Annotated in this window: 18 protein-coding genes; 10 read left to right on the top strand and 8 right to left on the bottom strand. The window is 68.6% G+C overall.

Annotated elements, in window-relative coordinates; genetic code table 11:
• Window positions 1-59: 59 nt before the first annotated feature.
• Complete coding sequence (locus MTY59_RS05055) at window positions 60-473, top strand: DUF3151 domain-containing protein (RefSeq protein WP_221044706.1); 414 nt, start codon at window positions 60-62, stop codon at window positions 471-473.
• Between the two features lie 4 nt (window positions 474-477).
• On the opposite strand, the gene MTY59_RS05050 is transcribed toward MTY59_RS05055, so the two are convergent.
• The 3 genes from MTY59_RS05050 to MTY59_RS05040 are packed head-to-tail and all read right to left on the bottom strand — an operon-like array spanning window position 478 to window position 2,785.
• A complete protein-coding gene (locus tag MTY59_RS05050; protein WP_221044705.1) occupies window positions 478-1,374 on the bottom strand; it encodes a cation diffusion facilitator family transporter in 897 nt (298 codons plus the stop codon).
• A gap of 40 nt (window positions 1,375-1,414) precedes the next feature.
• Window positions 1,415-2,197 (bottom strand): site-2 protease family protein, encoded by a 783-nt coding sequence (locus tag MTY59_RS05045; protein ID WP_221044704.1) that lies wholly within the window; start codon window positions 2,195-2,197, stop codon window positions 1,415-1,417.
• Window positions 2,198-2,206: 9 nt separating this feature from the next.
• Window positions 2,207-2,785 (bottom strand): peptidase M50, encoded by a 579-nt coding sequence (locus tag MTY59_RS05040; protein ID WP_250160717.1) that lies wholly within the window; start codon window positions 2,783-2,785, stop codon window positions 2,207-2,209.
• 407 nt (window positions 2,786-3,192) lie between these two features.
• Here MTY59_RS05040 and MTY59_RS05035 point away from each other — a divergent pair, with 407 nt between their 5' ends.
• From MTY59_RS05035 to MTY59_RS05010, 6 genes are all read left to right on the top strand, one after another.
• A complete protein-coding gene (locus MTY59_RS05035) occupies window positions 3,193-4,095 on the top strand; it encodes a histidine phosphatase family protein (RefSeq protein ID WP_431190738.1) in 903 nt (300 codons plus the stop codon).
• Between the two features lie 178 nt (window positions 4,096-4,273).
• Window positions 4,274-5,572: an adenylosuccinate synthase gene (locus MTY59_RS05030; RefSeq protein WP_221044701.1), complete on the top strand. Its 1,299-nt coding sequence runs from the start codon at window positions 4,274-4,276 to the stop codon at window positions 5,570-5,572.
• A complete protein-coding gene (locus MTY59_RS05025) occupies window positions 5,569-6,216 on the top strand; it encodes a PaaI family thioesterase (protein WP_221044700.1) in 648 nt (215 codons plus the stop codon). Before MTY59_RS05030 ends, MTY59_RS05025 begins: the two co-directional genes overlap by 4 nt.
• A 40-nt stretch (window positions 6,217-6,256) precedes the next feature.
• Window positions 6,257-7,504: a formate-dependent phosphoribosylglycinamide formyltransferase gene (purT, locus tag MTY59_RS05020; RefSeq protein WP_221044699.1), complete on the top strand. Its 1,248-nt coding sequence runs from the start codon at window positions 6,257-6,259 to the stop codon at window positions 7,502-7,504.
• Window positions 7,505-7,668: 164 nt separating this feature from the next.
• Window positions 7,669-8,109: a rhodanese-like domain-containing protein gene (locus MTY59_RS05015; protein ID WP_221044698.1), complete on the top strand. Its 441-nt coding sequence runs from the start codon at window positions 7,669-7,671 to the stop codon at window positions 8,107-8,109.
• 7 nt (window positions 8,110-8,116) lie between these two features.
• Window positions 8,117-9,340 (top strand): O-succinylhomoserine sulfhydrylase, encoded by a 1,224-nt coding sequence (locus MTY59_RS05010; protein ID WP_221044697.1) that lies wholly within the window; start codon window positions 8,117-8,119, stop codon window positions 9,338-9,340.
• Here MTY59_RS05010 and MTY59_RS05005 read toward each other — a convergent pair.
• From MTY59_RS05005 to MTY59_RS04990, 4 genes are all read right to left on the bottom strand, one after another.
• Window positions 9,337-10,716: an NAD(P)/FAD-dependent oxidoreductase gene (locus tag MTY59_RS05005; protein ID WP_221044696.1), complete on the bottom strand. Its 1,380-nt coding sequence runs from the start codon at window positions 10,714-10,716 to the stop codon at window positions 9,337-9,339. The genes MTY59_RS05010 and MTY59_RS05005 overlap by 4 nt on opposite strands.
• Before the next feature lie 1,003 nt (window positions 10,717-11,719).
• Window positions 11,720-12,325, bottom strand: a complete 606-nt coding sequence (locus MTY59_RS05000) for a hypothetical protein (RefSeq protein WP_221044695.1) — start codon at window positions 12,323-12,325, stop codon at window positions 11,720-11,722.
• Between the two features lie 67 nt (window positions 12,326-12,392).
• Window positions 12,393-13,541: an acyl-CoA dehydrogenase family protein gene (locus MTY59_RS04995; protein ID WP_221044694.1), complete on the bottom strand. Its 1,149-nt coding sequence runs from the start codon at window positions 13,539-13,541 to the stop codon at window positions 12,393-12,395.
• Window positions 13,542-13,553: 12 nt separating this feature from the next.
• The gene (locus tag MTY59_RS04990; protein WP_221044693.1) at window positions 13,554-14,738 is read right to left on the bottom strand and encodes an acyl-CoA dehydrogenase family protein; all 1,185 of its coding nucleotides are present in this window, start codon (window positions 14,736-14,738) and stop codon (window positions 13,554-13,556) included.
• Window positions 14,739-14,784: 46 nt separating this feature from the next.
• Between MTY59_RS04990 and MTY59_RS04985 the strand changes: the two genes are divergently transcribed.
• The 3 genes from MTY59_RS04985 to MTY59_RS04975 are packed head-to-tail and all read left to right on the top strand — an operon-like array spanning window position 14,785 to window position 16,555.
• On the top strand, window positions 14,785-15,156 hold the full coding sequence (locus MTY59_RS04985; RefSeq protein WP_221044692.1) for a DUF3054 domain-containing protein: 372 nt from the start codon (window positions 14,785-14,787) through the stop codon (window positions 15,154-15,156).
• A 7-nt stretch (window positions 15,157-15,163) separates the two neighbouring features.
• A complete protein-coding gene (locus MTY59_RS04980) occupies window positions 15,164-16,045 on the top strand; it encodes a class I SAM-dependent methyltransferase (RefSeq protein ID WP_221044691.1) in 882 nt (293 codons plus the stop codon).
• Between the two features lie 6 nt (window positions 16,046-16,051).
• Window positions 16,052-16,555, top strand: coding sequence for a GNAT family N-acetyltransferase (locus tag MTY59_RS04975; protein ID WP_221044690.1), 504 nt, complete (start codon window positions 16,052-16,054; stop codon window positions 16,553-16,555).
• A 31-nt stretch (window positions 16,556-16,586) separates the two neighbouring features.
• Here MTY59_RS04975 and MTY59_RS04970 read toward each other — a convergent pair whose 3' ends face one another.
• Window positions 16,587-17,333 (bottom strand): MBL fold metallo-hydrolase, encoded by a 747-nt coding sequence (locus MTY59_RS04970; protein WP_221044689.1) that lies wholly within the window; start codon window positions 17,331-17,333, stop codon window positions 16,587-16,589.
• Between the last annotated feature and the right edge of the window lie 25 nt (window positions 17,334-17,358).

Raw genomic sequence — 17,358 nt, 5'->3', positions numbered from 1 at the left:
TTCCGGCGTTGGCCGAGGTGCGTCACGCGGGCAAAAGTAGCGAGCTGCAGAATAGAGCCATGACGCCGATGGGAGATCTTCTAGGCCCCGACCCGATCCTGCTTCCCGAAGATGCCGATGCCGAGGCGGAACTGCTGGCCGGTGAGAAGCCCGGCATCGTCGCGGCCGCCCATCCGACGGCGTCGGTGGTCTGGGCGGCGCTGGCCGAGCAGGCCCTGGCCGACGACCAGGCCATCACCGCCTATGCCTACGCCCGCACCGGCTATCACCGCGGCCTGGACCAGCTGCGCCGGAACGGCTGGAAGGGCTTCGGCCCGGTGCCGTATGCGCACGAACCCAACCGCGGGTTCCTCCGGTGTGTGGCTGCTCTGGCGCGCGCCGCCGACGCGATCGGTGAAACCGACGAGTACTCGCGCTGCCTGGACCTGCTGGACGATTGCGATCCCGGGGCTCGCCCGGCCCTCGGGCTCTGATGCGCTAAAAGCTGTCCGAGCAATCGGTGTCGTCGGGGCAGTCGATCTGCACGGTGGCGTGTTCCAGCCCGCGCGCCGATAGCACCGCGCGCGCGTCATGTAGCACCCGCGCGGAGTCGCCGACGCTGATCAGGTGCGCGGTGCACATGTCCTTGCCGGGTGACAGCGTCCACACGTGCAGGTCGTGCACGTCGATCACCCCGTCGACGGCGCCGAGCGCGGTGCGCAGTTCCTCGACGTCGATATGGGTCGGCGACGATTCGGACAGGATCCGCAGCGCGTCGCGGGCCAGTGCGACGGCCCGGGGCAACACCCAGAGCGCGACCAGCACCGCCACCACCACATCGGCGTAGGGCCAGTGCGTCGTCACGGTGACCACGCCGGCGACCAGCACGCCCAGGCTGCCCACGGTGTCGGCGACGACCTCCATGTAGGCGCCCTTGACCGCCAGGCTGCCCGACGAATGGGAACGCAACAGCAGCGCGACGACCAAGTTGGCGGCCAGCCCGGCCAGCGCGACCACGATCATCGGCACGCCGGGGACGGCGGGAGCTTCGCTGAGGCGCTGGACGGCCTCGTAAAGGATGAACGCCGCCACGCCGATCAGCAGCCCGGCGTTGGCGACGGCGGTGAACACCTCGGCGCGGTGCCAGCCGTAGGTGCGGGCGGGCGACGCGCTCCCACGGCGGGCCAGCGTGACGGCGGCCAGCCCCATGAAGACCGCGACCACGTCGGTCAGCATGTGGCCGGCGTCGGCAAGCAGGGCGATCGAGTTGATCAGCAGCGAGGTGACCAGCTCCACCACAAAGAACGCCGCCAGAATCGCCGCGGCCATGATCATGCGCGGGATCAGCCGAGCGTCGTCCGTCTCGACGGGGGTGTGGTTGTGGCCTGCGCCCATGGCGCGAAATATATGCGCAATAGCGCATATATGGCAAGGGTCAGAACCAGCGGCTCCAGAAGCGGGTCAGCGCGTTGCCCCAACCCACCAGGACGTCCGGCACGCCGGACACGTCGAACAAAGACAACACGACCCCGAAGAACCATTGGTTGAGCACGGGTGCCAGGAGCAAGAACAGCAGGATCACGAAGCCCCACTGCTTGGCCGGCGCCAGCGCACGCTGGGTCTCGGGCCTCAGGTGCGGTTCCAGGGCGTCGTATCCGTCCAGGCCCGGGATGGGCAGCAGATTCAGCAACACGGCGGTGAGCTGAAGGAACGCGAGGAACGCCACCCCCGACCACAGCACCACGTGCGCCGGGTCGAAGAACAACCGCGTCACCGCCAGCAACAGCACCGCCAGCACCAGGTTGGCTGCCGGGCCCGCCAGGCTGACCATGGTGCGCCGGGCGGGCGTCATGAACCAGGTGCGCACGTAGACCGCCGCGCCCGGCAGGCCGATTCCGCCCAGCAGGATGACGACCATCGGCAGCACCAGCGAGAGCGCGGGATGGGCGTAGCGGCGCGGGTCCAGCGTCAGGTACCCGCGCACCGCGTCATCGTGATCGCCGAACCGCCAGGCGGTCACCGCATGGCCGAATTCGTGCAGGCACAGCGACACCAGCCAGCCGGCGATCACGAAGACGAACACCCCGGCATAGGCCAGCGGCCGCGTGCTGATCCCGGCCGACCAGGCCAGCGCGGCGCCGACGCCCGTCAGCGCGATCAGGCCCAGGAAGATCGGGCTGGGCCGTACCGATTCGCGCCGGGAGGAGGGGAAGCTCACCGATCGAAACTAGCCGACCAGCAGCCAGCCTTCGACGTTGCGGTAGAACGCCGAGCGGCGCGCGGTGCGCGGCGCGGTCACGCCGTCACGCACTACGCTGACCCCCGTGCTGCCCAGCTGGGCGGCGCGCCCGGTGACCCAGCGGGGCCACCGGCGGCCCGCGACCGCCGCCCGCAGGCCCGGCGCGGCAGGCAGCGGCTCGATCCACACGCGTTCGACGTCGCCGTCGAACAACGTGGTGTCGTCGACCACCGCCTCACCGTGGATCGACGGCGCGCCATCCGCGGGCACCCAGCCGGCCCGCCCCACGACCACCGACCCGGTCTCGTCGCGGACCAGCGTCACCCGGCGCGCCGCACCGCGTCGGGCCCGCCGCGCCGCGCGAAATCCGGACCGCTGGCGGTAGATCCGGGTGGCCCGGGTGCGGCGGCGCGGCACGTAGGCCACCTCGACGTCGAGCCGCTCGGCGCGCAGCAGCCGGGTGAGCACCGTGGCCAGCTCGGCGTCGCCGCCCAGCACCACCAGCCGCCGGTAGGGGCCGATCGCGGCATCGATATCGGTTTCACCGACGACGCGGTGGGTTGGCATGCCCCGCAACGGTCGGTAGATGCGCCGTTGGCCGAACAGAAGAATGGCGGCGGCTCGATCTCCTTGCGTCACAGTCTATCCAATCGAGAAGCAGCCAATGTCTTTGTCTTCCAACATCTCTGGTCAGCTACGAGCTGCGACGCCGGAAGATCTCGCCATAACGACACAGTCACAACATGGTGTCGACTCGAAAGTTGTTGTCACGCTGCCGGTAAACAACCGGATACTTTACTCCTGCCACAGGGCTGACGTTGCGCGGAATCCCGCCACGAGTGGTTGAGGGAACGGAGAACTACCATTCGCCGATCTACCGTCGTCTTGTCAACCGCGCGAACCGCATTGCTCGTGTCGGGTGCCGGCCCCACGCGCTTCCGTTGCTGACGAAGCAACTCGGCCGCGTCGGCGCCGTGTGGCTTTCGATTGTCCTGCTGTGCAGTGGATCTGCAACAGCCTCGGCGGACGAATCGATCGTGATCGACCTGGTGCGCCACGGCCAGTCGACAGCCAATGCGGCGTCCCTGATCGACACCGCGCCGCCCGGAGCATCGCTCACCGCGCTAGGCCAGCAACAGGCGCAGACCGTCGCCGGCGTTCTCGCGGCGAAGGGTCCAGTCGCCGCGATCTTCGCGTCGCAACTGATCAGGACGCAGCAGACCGCGGCTCCGTTGGCCTCCGCGTTGGGCATGAACGTGCAGGCGTTGCCGGGACTCAACGAGATCGACGCCGGCGCCTTCAACGGCCAGCCGCAGGTCAGCCTCGGCGGGCTCGCATACCTGCTGGCCCCGGTCGCGTGGATGCTCGGGCTGCGCATCGTGCCGATGCTGGCTCCCGGCTCCACCGATTCCAACGGGTTCGAGTTCCGCAGGCGTTTCGACGGCGCGCTCCAAACCGTGTACGGCAATGCCGCGACCAACGCCGGCCGCTTCAACGACGTGCTCCAGACGATGTATTCCAGCGCCATTGCCAACCCGGTCCGCGCCGCGAACGGCAGGATCACCGAGGTGGCGTTCTCCAGCGAATTCGCCATCGGCGTCGGGACGATGATGAGCGTCCGAAATCCCGATCCGCTACTCCTGCTATTCGACGCGCTGCCCAACACCGGCATCGTCGAGATCCAGGGCAGCCCCCACGATGGCTGGACCTTGATCAGCTGGAACGGGAAACCGGTGCACCCAAACTGGTCGGGCCCGAAGAACAGTCGTGGCGCCAACGGCCTGTGCCTCATGTTGGAGGCGTCCACCAGGACCGGCGTATGCGCGGCCAAGCCGCAGGCGCCGGCCGGCGCTCCGGTCGCCGCGCCGTACGGGTGAGGTCGGTGCACCCGGCGCCCACCCCTTACCGGCTCTGTCACCCCGGTCTCGACATGTCCTGGCTTAAGCTGATTTGCCCGGCTCCTCAGCTGGCCGTCGGCGGCCCGCACGGTCGCCAGGCTAGGGTGGGTCACCGGCTGGACCACAATACGCAGGCGAGATCAGGTTGGAGCGTGTCATGCCGGCAATCGTCCTCATCGGCGCCCAATGGGGTGACGAGGGCAAAGGTAAGGCCACCGATTTGCTCGGTGGGCGCGTTCAGTGGGTGGTGCGATACCAGGGCGGCAACAACGCCGGGCACACCGTCGTCTTGCCCACCGGGGAGAACTTCGCGCTGCACCTGATCCCGTCGGGGGTGCTCACGCCCGGTGTCACCAACGTCATCGGCAACGGTGTGGTGGTGGACCCCGGCGTGCTGCTGGACGAGCTCAAGGGACTCGAAGACCGCGGCGTCGACACCTCCAAGCTGCTCATCTCCGCCGACGCGCACCTGCTGTTGCCCTACCACGTGGCCATCGACAAGGTCACCGAGCGCTACATGGGGAACAAGAAGATCGGCACCACCGGCCGCGGCATCGGCCCCTGCTACCAGGACAAGATCGCGCGCATCGGCATCCGGGTCGCCGACGTGCTGGATCGGGAAGTGTTGACGCACAAGGTCGAAGCCGCGCTGGAGCTGAAGAACCAGATCCTGGTCAAGATCTACAACCGCAAGGCGCTGGACCCCCACCAGGTGGTCGAGGCCCTGCTGGAACAGGCCGAGGGCTTCAGGCACCGCATCGCCGACACCCGGCTGCTGCTCAACCAGGCGCTCGAGGCCGGCGAGGCCGTGCTGCTGGAAGGCTCGCAGGGCACCCTGCTCGACGTCGACCATGGCACGTATCCGTATGTGACGTCGTCGAATCCGACCGCGGGCGGCGCGGCGGTGGGTTCGGGCATCGGCCCCACCCGGATCGCCGCGGTGCTGGGAATCCTCAAGGCCTACACCACCCGGGTGGGCTCGGGCCCGTTCCCCACCGAACTGTTCGACGAGAACGGCGAATACCTGTCCAAGACGGGCGGCGAATTCGGCGTCACCACCGGCCGGCGACGGCGCTGCGGCTGGTTCGACGCCGTCATCGCCCGCTACGCCACCCGGGTCAACGGCATCACCGACTTCTTCCTGACCAAGCTCGACGTGCTGTCCAGCCTGGAGACGGTTCCGGTGTGCGTGGGCTACCAAGTCGACGGCGCCCGCATCTACGAGATGCCGATGACGCAGAGCGATCTGGCGCGCGCCGAACCGATCTACGAAGAGCTGCCCGGCTGGTGGGAGGACATCTCGCACGCCCGGGAGTTCGACGACCTGCCCGCCAAGGCGCGCGACTACGTGCTGCGGCTGGAAGAGCTTGCCGGAGCGCACATTTCGTGCATCGGTGTGGGACCCGGGCGTGACCAGACCATCGTGCGCCGCGACGTCCTTTCGGCCCGTCCGTGACGGACGCCGCCCAGGATCCCAAAGACCTCGACCCCGAATACGAACATCACGGCGGCTTTCCCGAATACGGGGTGGCCAACCCCGGGCCCGGCTTCGGCCGGTTCGTGGCGGCGATGCGCCGGCTGCAGGATCTCGCCGTGTCGGCCGACCCCGACGACGCCGTGTGGGACGACGCGGCCGACCGCGTCGCGGCGCTGACGGAGCTGCTGGGCCCGTTTCAGGCCGCCGTGGAGGGCCGGGCGCCGGCCGGGCGGACGCCGGACCTGCCCGGCATGGGCAGCCTGCTGTTGCCGCCCTGGACGTTGACGCGCTACGAGCCGGACGGCTGCGAGATGCAGGGCCATTTCACCCGGTTCCACGTCGGCGGCAACCACGCGGTGCACGGCGGCGTGCTGCCGCTGCTGTTCGACCACATGTTCGGGATGGTGTCGCACGCTTCGAACCGGCCGATCAGCCGCACGGCGTTCCTGCACGTGGACTACCGCAAGGTCACCCCGATCGACGCGCCGTTGGCGGTGCGCGGACGGGTCACCAACACCGAGGGGTGCAAAGCGTTCGTGTCCGCGGAACTGGTCGACGCCGACGGCGCGCTGCTGGCGGAGGCCAACGGCCTGATGGTGCAGTTACTCCCAGGCCAGCCGTGAGGCCGGCCGGGCAGATGCGGAACCGACCTATCCTTGACCCGTGACTGACGGCGTGACCGACGGACGGGACGACGAAACGACGGCGCTCGTCGTGCCCCAGCAGCCTCCCGCGCGCGCCGAAGCCCAGCCGGACGTGCCCTCCGACGGCAGGCCGACGGTGGTGCTGCTGGGTTCCGGCGAGATCAGCCGGGAGCTGGCGATCGACCTGGGGCGCCTCGGAGCCCGGGTGATCGCCGTCGACGCGCACCCGCACGCACCCGCGCACCGGGTGGCCGACCAGGCCCTGGTGCTCCCGCTGACCGACGCCGCCGAACTGTCCGCGGCGCTGCAGCGGCTGCAACCCGACTTCGTGGTGACCGCGACCGACACCGTCGCCGCCGGGGCCCTCGACGCGCTGGCCCCCGGATCCGGCGCCAACCACACCGAGCTGGTGCCCAGCGCCCGCGCCGTGCGCCTCAGCGCCGACCGCGAGGGTCTGCGCCGCCTGGCCGCCGACGAGCTCGGGCTGCCGACCGCGCCGTTCTGGTTCGCCGGGTCGCTGGGCGAACTCGAGGCGGTGGGCGCGCACGCCGGATATCCGTTGTTGGTCAAGCCGGTGTCCGGGCCCACCGGGCCGGGGCAGTCGGCGGTCGCGCGGCGCGAAGACCTCGGGCCGGCGTGGCAACGCGCGGTCGGCGCCCACGCGGGCCCCGGCCAGCCACGGGTGCTGGCCGAAACCGTGGTCGAGGTCGAGTTCTACGTGACGCTGCTGGCGGTGCGCAGCGAAGGCCCGGCCGGGCCGGCGATCGAATTCTGTTCGCCCATCGGTCATCGCGGCTCCGGCGGGCAGGTGCTGGAATCCTGGCAGCCCCAGAGTTTGAGCGCGGCGGCAACGGACGCCGCGAAGTCGATCGCCGCGCGCATCGTCAAGGCGCTGGGCGGGCGCGGCGTCTTCGCGGTCGAATTGATGATCAACGGCGACGAGGTGTACTTCGCCGACGTCACGTCACGACCGACCGACAGCGCCTGGGTGACGCTGCGCAGCCAGCGGCTCTCGGCGTTCGAACTGCAGGCCCGCACCATCCTCGGGTTGCCGGTGGACACCATGATGGTGTCGCCGGCTGCCGCCCGAGCCATCGACCCGGTCGACTCGCATGACCCCGCCGCGCTGGCCGGCGCGCTCAGCGTGCCCGAAAGTGACCTGCGGGTGCTCGGGCGCGGCTTCCGGGCGCTGGCGACCGCGCCGGAGGTGGCGGCCGCCCGCGAGCGCGCCGGGCAGGTCGCCGGGCGGCTGGCCGCCCCGGAGTAACCCGGCTGAACCCGAGCGGATCCACCTCCCCGGCGGGCTACGCCGACGGCCTCGATACCATCGCAAGTCAGATATCGCTGCGGGTACGGGGGGCAATCCGGCCGGGGCTTGACCGCTCGGGCGCGGATAGTGTGGCTGACAACGAGCAACGAGGGAATACGAGCATGAGCACAGAGCGCGCACACTCCTACGCCGGGGACATCTCTCCCCTGGAGGCATGGAAGCTGCTCAGCGACAACCCCAACGCCGTGCTGGTCGACGTGCGGACCGACGCCGAATGGCGATTCGTCGGTGTGCCCGATCTGTCCAGCCTCGGCCGTGAGGTGTTGTTCCTGGAGTGGAATTCGTCCGACGGACGGCACAACGCGAACTTCGGCGACCAGCTGCGCGAGCAGGTGGCGCCGGCCGAAGGCGACGCGCAGCGGCCGGTGCTGTTCTTGTGTCGCTCCGGAAACCGCTCCATAGGCGCCGCCGAGGTCGCGACCGAGCTCGGCATCACGCCGGCCTACAACATCCTGGACGGCTTCGAGGGCCAGCTCGATGCCAACGGCCACCGGGGTGAGACGGGCTGGCGCGCCATCGGATTGCCCTGGAAACAGGGCTGAACCGCCGATGACCCCAGCCGACGACTCCGTTCGCACGCCCGCGGCGCTGCCTGAGGGAGTCAGCCCGGCGACCATCGGCGTGCGCGGCGGGCTGCTGCGTTCGGGATTCGACGAGACCGCCGAGGCGATGTATCTGACGTCGGGCTACGTCTACGAGTCGGCGGCGATTGCGGAGCAGTCGTTCACCGGCGAGGTGGACCATTTCGTCTACTCGCGCTACGGCAACCCGACCGTGACGATGTTCGAGGAGCGGCTGCGCCTGCTCGAAGGGGCGCCTGCGGCCTTCGCCACCGCGAGCGGCATGGCCGCGGTGTTCACCTCGCTGGGCGCGCTGCTCGGCGCGGGGGACCGGCTGGTCGCCTCGCGCAGCCTGTTCGGCTCGTGCTTCGTGGTGTGCAACGAGATCCTGCCGCGCTGGGGCGTCGAAACCGTCTTCGTCGACGGCGACGACCCGGCGCAGTGGGAGCAGGCGTTGTCGGTGCCCACCACGGCGGTGTTCTTCGAAACGCCGTCGAACCCGATGCAGTCGCTGGTGGACATCACCGCGGTGTGCGAGCTCGCCCATGCCGCGGGCGCAAAAGTGGTGTTGGACAACGTTTTCGCCACGCCGCTGCTGCAACAGGGCATTCCGCTCGGGGTCGACGTGGTGGTGTACTCGGGCACCAAGCACATCGACGGTCAGGGCCGGGTGCTCGGCGGGGCCATTCTGGGCGACAAGGAGTACATCGACGGGCCCGTGCAGAAGCTGATGCGGCACACCGGCCCGGCGATGAGCGCATTCAATGCCTGGGTGCTGGTGAAAGGGCTTGAGACGCTGGCGGTCCGGGTGGAGCACAGCAATTCCTCGGCCTTCCGGATCGCCGAATTCCTGGAGAGCCATCCGACGGTGAGTTGGGTCCGCTACCCGTACCTGTCCTCGCACCCGCAATACGACCTGGCCAAGCGCCAGATGTCCGGCGGGGGAACGGTGATCACCTTCGCGCTCGACTGCCCGGACAGCGCGGCCAAGGGGCGCGCCTTCGAGGTGCTGGACAAGCTGCAGCTGATCGACATCTCGAACAATCTCGGCGACGCCAAATCCCTTGTCACGCATCCCGCGACGACCACCCACCGGGCGATGGGCCCGGAAGGTCGCGCGGCGATCGGACTCGGTGACGGCGTGGTGCGCATCTCCGTCGGACTGGAAGGCACCGACGACCTGATCGCCGACATCGATCGGGCGCTGAGCTAGCCGGCCTGTTTCTCGGCCGAGTCGACGTGCTCGGCCGCCGCCAGGGTGCCGTCCTGCGCCTGGCGCTCCAGCCAGTCCACCACCGGCCGGGCGTAAATCATCTGGCTGGTGATGACCATCTGGCCGCGAGTGCGGCCCAGGAACGAGATGCCCCAGGCGAACATGGCGGCAATGCGGTTGCGGTGGCCGATCAGGTAGTACAGGTGCAGCAGCAGCCACGCCAGCCAGGCGATGAATCCGGCGAACTCCACCTTGCCGACCTGCGCGACGGCGCTGTAGCGGGAGATCAGCGCCATGCTGCCCTTGTTGACGTACTTGAACGGCTTGCGTTCGGCCGGGTTGTCGTCGCCCTTGACCCCGTGCTTGATGACGGTGGCGGCGTATTTGGCCCCCTGGATCGCGCCCTGCGCCATGCCGGGGACGCCGGGCACCGACATCAGGTCACCGACCACGAAGACGTACGGGTGTCCCTTGACGGTGAGGTCGGGTTCGACGATCACCCTTCCGGCGCGGTCGGTTTCGGTACCGTCGGACTGCTCGGCGATCATCGCGCCCAGCGAGCTGGCTTGCACCCCGGCCGCCCACACCTTGCACGCGCATTCGATGCGGCGTTCGCCGCCGTCCTTCTCCTTGATCGTGATGCCCATGTAGTCGACCGCCGACACCATCGCGTTGAGCTGGACCTCGACGCCCATCTTCTCCAGCCGCCGTTGCGCCTTGAGGCCGAGCTTGGGACCCATCGGCGGTAGCACCGCGGGCGCGGCGTCGAGCAGGATGACGCGGCATTCGCTGGGGGTGATCGTCCGGAATGCCCCGGCCAGGGTGCGCTCGGCCAGCTGGACGATCTCGCCCGCCAGCTCGACACCGGTGGGCCCCGCCCCGACCACCACGAAAGTCAGCCGGCGTTTGCGCTCGGCCGGATCGGTGGCGACCTCGGCGGCCTCGAATGCGCCCAGGATGCGGCCCCGCAACTCCAGGGCGTCGTCGATGCTCTTCATCCCGGGCGCGAAGGCGGCGTACTCGTCGTGGCCGAAGTAGGACTGCTGCGCGCCGGCTGCCACGATCAGGTTGTCGTAGGGCGTCACCGTGTCCATGCCCATCAGGTGGGATTTGACCGTCTTCGCGGTGAGGTCGATGGCCGAGACTTCGCCCCACAGCACCCGCACGTTCTGCTGGCGGCGCAGGATGAGCCGGGTGGTCGGCGCGATGTCGCCCTCGGACAGGATCCCGGTGGCCACCTGATACAGCAGCGGCTGGAACAGGTGCGTGGTCGTTTTCGAGATCACGGTGATGTCGACGTCGGCGCGCCTGAGCGCCCTGGCCGCGGACAGTCCGCCGAAGCCGCTTCCGATGATGACGACACGATGGCGCGACATGCCTGTCCCTTCTTCACGCGTGTGCCTGGGGATCGATCTTCCCAGCGCATGTCCACCGTACGACGCCGCCGGGGAGAAAGGCGAGGCAATCCTGCGAATACCGGAACGCCGCGCGCGGCAACCACAAGCGGCCGAAGGGACGCCGGATGGCGAAAGCCGTTGCAAGTAATGGGGTCTCGGGACTTCTCGTGGGTGTGCGGGCGCCAAGGCGCCGCACGGCCCTCGTCCCACGCGTGGGCGTGGACTAACGACCACCGAAATGCCTTGTGTGGTGCAGGATCCCGGCCGGAGTCGCGCTGGATCAGCGACCCTTGTCGCGGCTCCGGCCGGTCACCCGTTGGACTTCGCCATACGCGAAGGTGTATCCGAACGAAAAGCCGCAATTACTTTGCGGCTTTTCGTTACTGCACTGCTATCCGGTGCAGGTCAAACCGGGTCCGCAATCGATAACGAGCGGAACCGTGCACGCCGAGGTCATTGGTGCTGCAAAAGCGAGGACCAAGGCGAGGACAATTTTGCCGGTACGACGTGACATAAGAACCCCCTTCGTCTGGGAGACGATTGTCTGATGCCCGACGTGGGTTAGCTTACGTGCTCAACGACTCGTAGATAACGGATTTCGCGAATGTCGCTGCCCGATTCGTCAAACGGATGAGTCGAGCTCGGCGGTCGGACGGGGCCGACTGGGAGCGAATGGAATTTCAGCAAAATCGCGCGCCGGGGAGAAATGGAAATATCCTGCACGGCTAAGTCGGTACGGCTATATTGGGACGCTAATTTCCCGCTGCTCGGCGTCGATGTGCGCCAACGGATATGAATTCAAATCGGGGACCAAATCGGCGGCTGCCACGCCGCGGCGAAACCGTCAAGCCGGCAATCGGTTTCACCGGCAGCTCGGCGGCACCTCACCTGGGCCTAGAACGGCCACGCGTTGGCGTCGCTCTTGTACTTGACGTTGAGGTCGCTGTAGAAGGCGGCGGCGGTTCCGGCGAGCACCCCTAAATCACGGCCAGGGCGACGCGGTGCCGGTGTAGTTCCCGTTGAGCTTGGAGCAGAAGTCGGACGTGGTACCCGCGAGCATGACGGAGTAGTCGCCACCCTTGTTGTTGAACTGCTGCGGGGGATAGGTCCAGCCGCTGTTGCACATCGAGGTGGTGCTGCCCGCCGAAGGCCTGCGCCAGTTGGTCATCGCACAGGCCTTCATCGCAGCGGTGTCGGGGTAGGCGCTTTTGGGGATGACCAGCATCGCACCGCCCCACAACCCGTCGTTGCGCCGGTAAGCGCGCGCCCCGAATCCGGCATTGTTCTGCTGGCAGCTCAACGCTCGCTGCAACGCCATGAACGGCGAGGCGAGGTCGCGATTCGCGATACTCGCTGCGGCACCGATGAATTGGGCCGCATCGGAGCCGTCGGCCTCTTGGACTGCTGGGTCGTTCAGGCTCTTGAGTTGCTGCGACATCTGCGATGCGTTGCCCCCGCCGCCGATGATCGGGCCGGCGCCGGTGGACGTCATGGGCGGCAGGGTGCCGGTGGGGTCGGCGACGGCCGTGGCCGGTGCTGCCCAAGCGCCCACGGCCAGCGCGCACGCCGCGATGGCTGAGATCCGCATACCTGAAACTCCTTCTCGTTATCTGCCGAGCGGCATCGGTGGTGCATCGTTGAGAGCCATCACATCCTCAGATGCCAAGGTCCTTGGCGATGATCGTCTTCATGATCTCGTTGGTGCCGCCGTAGATGGTCTGAATGCGGGCGTCGACGAAGGCGCGCGCCACGCTGTATTCGCGCATGTAGCCGTAGCCGCCGTGCAGCTGCAGGCAGCGGTCGGCGGTGCGCACCTGTAGGTCGGTGGTCCACCACTTCAGCCGGGCGGCGCGGGCGGCGGTCAGCTCACCCTCCAGGTGCTCGGCCAGGCAGTCGTCGAGATAGGTACGGGCGATGTCGATTTCGGTCGCCAGCTCGGCGAGCACGAATTGGCTGTTTTGGAAGCCGGCGATCGGTGAGCCGAACGCCGTGCGGTCACGCACGTAGTCGAGGGTTTCGGCCAGGATGCCTTCGGCGGCGGCCACCGCCCCCACCCCGAGAGCGAGCCGCTCCTGGGGCAGGTTCTTCATCAGCTGGTAGAAGCCCTTGCCCTCGTCCTCGAGCAGGTTGGCCTTCGGCACCCTCATATCGGTGAAGGTGAGCTCGCTGGTGTCCTGGGCGTGCAGGCCGATCTTCTCCAGATTGCGCCCGCGGGCGAAGCCGGGCGTGGCGGGGTCGACGACCAGCAGCGACAGCCCGTGGTGGCGGTCCGGCGAGGTGCGCACCGCGATGACGAAGAGGTCGCCGATCTGTCCGTTGGAGATGAACGTCTTGGCGCCGTTGACGACGTAATCGTCACCGTCTGGCACCGCCGTCGTGCGGATTCCGGCCAGATCGCTGCCGGTGCCGGGCTCGGTCATCGCGATGGCGAGCACCGTCTCGCCGGTGACAACGCCGGGCAGCCAGCGCTGTTGCTGCTCGGGCGTGGTCAGGTCGGTGAGATAGGGCAGCACCACGTCGTTTTGCAGCGTGAAGGCGATGGCCTCGGCGGCCGCACCCGCGCGCTGCAGCTCGTCGATCACGATCGCGTTGTAGCGGAAGTCGCACACGCCGGGGCCGCCGAGATGCTCGGGCACCGAGAAGCCCAGCAGCCCGAGTTTGCCCGCCTCGACGAACAGCGAGCGATCCCACTGGCCGTCCCGTTCCCAATCCTCGTGATTGGGAACGACCGTCTGTTGCACGAAATCGCGTACCAGGTTGCGGAACTGGTGATGCTCGGACGTGTAGTGCAGGCGTGTTGCCATGGTGCTCCTCTGTCAGCGGAAGGCGTCGCTGCCGGTGAACGCCTGTCCGAGGACGAGCTGATGCATCTCCGGCGTGCCCTCGTACGTCAGCACCGATTCCAGGTTGACCATGTGCCGGATGACCGGGTATTCCAGTGATATTCCGTTGCCGCCCAGTATGGTTCGCGCGGTCCGGCAGATCTTGATCGCCTCACGGGTGTTGTTGAGCTTGCCGAAGCTGACCTGCTCGGGACGCAGCCCGACGCTGTCCTTGAGGCGGCCCAGGTGCAGCGATAGCAGTTGACCCTTGTGCAGCTCGACGGCCATGTCGACGAGCTTGGCCTGGGTCAGCTGGAAGCCGGCGATGGGACGGCCGAACTGGGTGCGTTGCGTCGAGTAATCCAGCGCGGCCTGCCAGGCCGATCGGGCCGCCCCCATGGAGCCCCAGACGATTCCGTAGCGGGCCTCGGACAAACAGGACAGCGGCCCGCGCAGTCCCTTCGCCTCGGGCAGCATCGCGTCGGCGGGCACCCGCACGTCGTCGAGCACCAGCTCGCTGGTGATCGAGGCCCGCAGCGACAGCTTGTGGTGAATCGTGTTGGCGGAAAACCCCGGTGTCTTGGTGGGCACGACGAAGCCGCGGATGCCGTCGTCGGTGGCGGCCCAGACCACCGCGACGTCGGCGACCGAGCCGTTGGTGATCCACAACTTGCGACCGTTGAGCACCCAGTCCGAACCATCTTGGCGCGCACGGGTTTTCATCGCGGCCGGATCGGAGCCGACGTCGGGTTCGGTCAGCCCGAAGCAGCCGAGCAGCTCACCGGTGGCCATGCCGGGCAGCCATTCCTGCTTCTGCTCCTCGGACCCGAAATTCCAGATCGCGAACATTGCCAGCGACCCCTGCACCGAGACCATCGAGCGCAGGCCGGAGTCGGCCGCCTCGAGCTCCACGCAGGCCAGCCCGTAGTGCACTGATGACGCCCCTCCGCAGCCGTACCCGTCCAGGTGCATCCCCAGCAGGCCGAGCTGGCCGAACCCCTTGGCCAGTTCGCGGACCGGCAGGTCACCGATTTCGAACCACTCCGCGATGTGCGGCAGGACGTGCTCGGCGCAGAATTCGCGCACGGTGTCGCGCACCGCGAGCTCGTCGCTGGATAGCGAGGCGTCGAGGCCGAGCGGGTCGTCGCGGTCGAAGGCGGGTGGCGTCTTAGTGCTCATGTCATCAGCCTGCCATCGTCAAGCGGCGTCCCGGTAGTCTGCCTGCATGCTTAGGCTCCAGCGGCCGGCCTGGCTCGCGGTGGACGTCATCGGTGTGCTGGTGTTCTGCGCCGTGGGGCGCCGCAGCCACGACGAAGGCCTCAATGTCAGCGGCATCGCCGTGACGGCGTGGCCCTTTCTCACCGGCACCGTGCTCGGCTGGCTGATCTCCCGCGGGTGGCGGCGGCCGACCGCCGTGGTGCCGACCGGGGTCGTGGTGTGGTTGTCCACCGTGGTCGTCGGCATGCTGTTGCGCAAGGCAAGCTCAGCGGGCGTGGCGGCGAGTTTCGTGGTGGTGGCGACGACGGTCACCGCGCTGTTGTTGCTGGGCTGGCGAGTGGCCGCCGGGTTGGCCCTGCGGCGTCGCTCCGGCGTCTGAGGCGATCATGGCGCAGACGGCCGACGTGGCGGTGACCGCAACCTTCGGAGCGGCCGCGCGCGCGGTGGCCGCCAACAAGGGCCTGCTGAACGATCCGTTCGCCGAGCCGCTGTTGTGCGCCGTCGGGATCGACTACCTCACCCGGGCGATCAAGGACCACGTGTTCGCCGAAGACGACGGCGACGACCCGGCGATGACGGCGTTGATGGACGCGCTGGCGGCGCACACCCGGTTCGTCGACGAATTCCTGGCCGACGCCGGCCGGGCGGGCATCCGGCAGGTGGTGATCCTGGCCTCGGGTCTGGACACCCGCCCGTACCGGCTGTGGTGGCCGCCGGGGACCACGGTCTATGAGATTGATCGACCGCAGGTGCTCGACTTCAAATCCGAAGTCTTGCGCGGGCTGGACGCCGCATTGACCACCCACCGGTGTGCGATCGGCGTTGACCTGCACCAGGATTGGCCCGCGGCGCTGCGCCGGGTCGGGTTCGACGCGGCCCAGCCCACGGCCTGGGTCGCCGAGCAGCTGCTCGTCGGGTATCTACCGCCCGACGACCAGAATCAGTTGCTGAACCGTGTCACCGCCGCGAGCGCGGCGGGCAGCCGGTTCACCGCCGATCACATGCCGACCTGGAATCCGTTGCAGCTCGGGGCCGAGCGCGCCTTCGTCGACGGCTGGCGGCAGCGCGGCCTGGATGTCGACTTGGCCAGCCTGACCTATCCCGGCGAATATCATTACGTGCCAGAGTATTTGACGTCCAATGGCTGGGAGACGGCCGGGCGCGGCATCACCGGGCTGCTGGGCGCGATGGGGCTGGGCAGGCGGCGACGGACGGGGGCCGGCGACTCGGAGTTCATCCCGGAATACGTCACCGCGACGCGCGTTTGAGTGGTGGTGATGCCCGAATCAAGCCCGCCGCACGGCCAATTGCGGTTCGTGTCGGCAACTCACGACGACCCGCTGGCGCAACCGTTGCTGGCCGAACTGGCCGTCGAGTATGCGCAGCGATACGGCGGCACGCCGAGTACCCACCTGACCTGGCTGCCCGTACCCGAGGCCGAGCTGGCGCCGCCGGACGGCGGCCTGCTGATCGGCGTCGTGGACGGCCTGCCGGTGACCGGCGGCGCGTTTCGCCGTTACGACGCCGACACCGCGGAGCTCAAGCGGATCTGGACCGACGGCGCTCACCGGCGCCGTGGCTACGCCAGGGCGCTGCTGGCGGCGCTGGAGGCCGAGGCCCTGGCGCGCGGGTATCGGCGGCTCTACCTGATCACCGGCAATCGGCAGCCCGAGGCCGAGGCGCTCTATGACGCGACGGGGTATACCCGGACAGCGCCGGACCCGCTGCCGTCGTGGGGCCCGTTCCTGCCGATCGCGTTCGAGAAGTGGCTGATCTGACATAGGCGCCGTCACAACGTGTTCGAAGCGATCACTGCGCCCGCGAGATGGCGCGTGCGGTCGCCTCCCGGATGGGGCCGCGCCACACGTCGCCGTGGCCGGGCAACAAGACCTCGGTGTCCAGCAGGGCCAGCGCGTCCAGGCTGCGCAGCGAATTCTGCTGGCTGTGGCTGAACACCGCCGGCAGCAACTGCGGCCCACCGCGGCGCAGCAGCGGGTGCCCGGTGATCAGCGCGTCGCCGCTGACCAGCACGCCGTCGACCACGTACGAGCAGTGCCCGCTGGTATGCCCGGGGGTGAACACCGCACTGGGGTGGCCCGGCAGGCCGGCGGCCACCTCGGCGGTCAGCGGCCGGGTGGACGGGATGCCGTCGCGAATCAGGCCGCCGCTGCGCAGCACGTGCAACCCCCAGGCCGCCCAGCGTGGCCGCCAAATGCGCAGGGCGACATCGAATACCGACGCCTGCTCCAGGTACTCCCGCTTGGCGTGGCCCACCTCCTCGGCGTGGCAGTACACGTCGGTGCCGTACTCGTTGGCGAGCCAGATCGCGGAGCCCAGGTGGTCGATGTGGGCATGGGTGAGCAGGACGGCGCGCACGTCGCCGGGGCCGTAGCTCAGCTCCCGCAGCGACGACAGCACGGCCTCGCGGTCGCCGGGATATCCGGCGTCGATCAGCAGCACGCCGGTGCCGTCGACGACCAGCGTCCAGTTAACGGCCTCGCCCCGGGCGAGGTACACCGTGTCGGTCACTTGAACGAGAGTCGGCGCCGATCCCATGCCCGCGAGTGTAAGAGCGCTGCGA

Origin of the sequence: Mycobacterium senriense (assembly GCF_019668465.1) — a bacterium.
Taxonomy (GTDB): Bacteria; Actinomycetota; Actinomycetes; order Mycobacteriales; family Mycobacteriaceae; genus Mycobacterium; species Mycobacterium senriense.
The sequence above is the reverse complement of the archived record's forward strand: the minus strand, read 5'-3'. Positions and strand labels throughout refer to the sequence as shown.

Coding starts and splice junctions, on each gene's coding strand:
- MTY59_RS05005 (WP_221044696.1), bottom strand. CDS start 10,716: ATGTCGCGCCATCGTGTCGTCATCATCGGAAGCGGCTTCGGCGGACTG.
- MTY59_RS05055 (WP_221044706.1), top strand. CDS start 60: ATGACGCCGATGGGAGATCTTCTAGGCCCCGACCCGATCCTGCTTCCC.
- MTY59_RS04980 (WP_221044691.1), top strand. CDS start 15,164: ATGGCGCAGACGGCCGACGTGGCGGTGACCGCAACCTTCGGAGCGGCC.
- MTY59_RS04995 (WP_221044694.1), bottom strand. CDS start 13,541: ATGGCAACACGCCTGCACTACACGTCCGAGCATCACCAGTTCCGCAAC.
- MTY59_RS05030 (WP_221044701.1), top strand. CDS start 4,274: ATGCCGGCAATCGTCCTCATCGGCGCCCAATGGGGTGACGAGGGCAAA.
- MTY59_RS04970 (WP_221044689.1), bottom strand. CDS start 17,333: ATGGGATCGGCGCCGACTCTCGTTCAAGTGACCGACACGGTGTACCTC.
- MTY59_RS05040 (WP_250160717.1), bottom strand. CDS start 2,785: ATGCCAACCCACCGCGTCGTCGGTGAAACCGATATCGATGCCGCGATC.
- MTY59_RS05050 (WP_221044705.1), bottom strand. CDS start 1,374: ATGGGCGCAGGCCACAACCACACCCCCGTCGAGACGGACGACGCTCGG.
- MTY59_RS05000 (WP_221044695.1), bottom strand. CDS start 12,325: ATGCGGATCTCAGCCATCGCGGCGTGCGCGCTGGCCGTGGGCGCTTGG.
- MTY59_RS05015 (WP_221044698.1), top strand. CDS start 7,669: ATGAGCACAGAGCGCGCACACTCCTACGCCGGGGACATCTCTCCCCTG.
- MTY59_RS05010 (WP_221044697.1), top strand. CDS start 8,117: ATGACCCCAGCCGACGACTCCGTTCGCACGCCCGCGGCGCTGCCTGAG.
- MTY59_RS04985 (WP_221044692.1), top strand. CDS start 14,785: ATGCTTAGGCTCCAGCGGCCGGCCTGGCTCGCGGTGGACGTCATCGGT.
- MTY59_RS04990 (WP_221044693.1), bottom strand. CDS start 14,738: ATGAGCACTAAGACGCCACCCGCCTTCGACCGCGACGACCCGCTCGGC.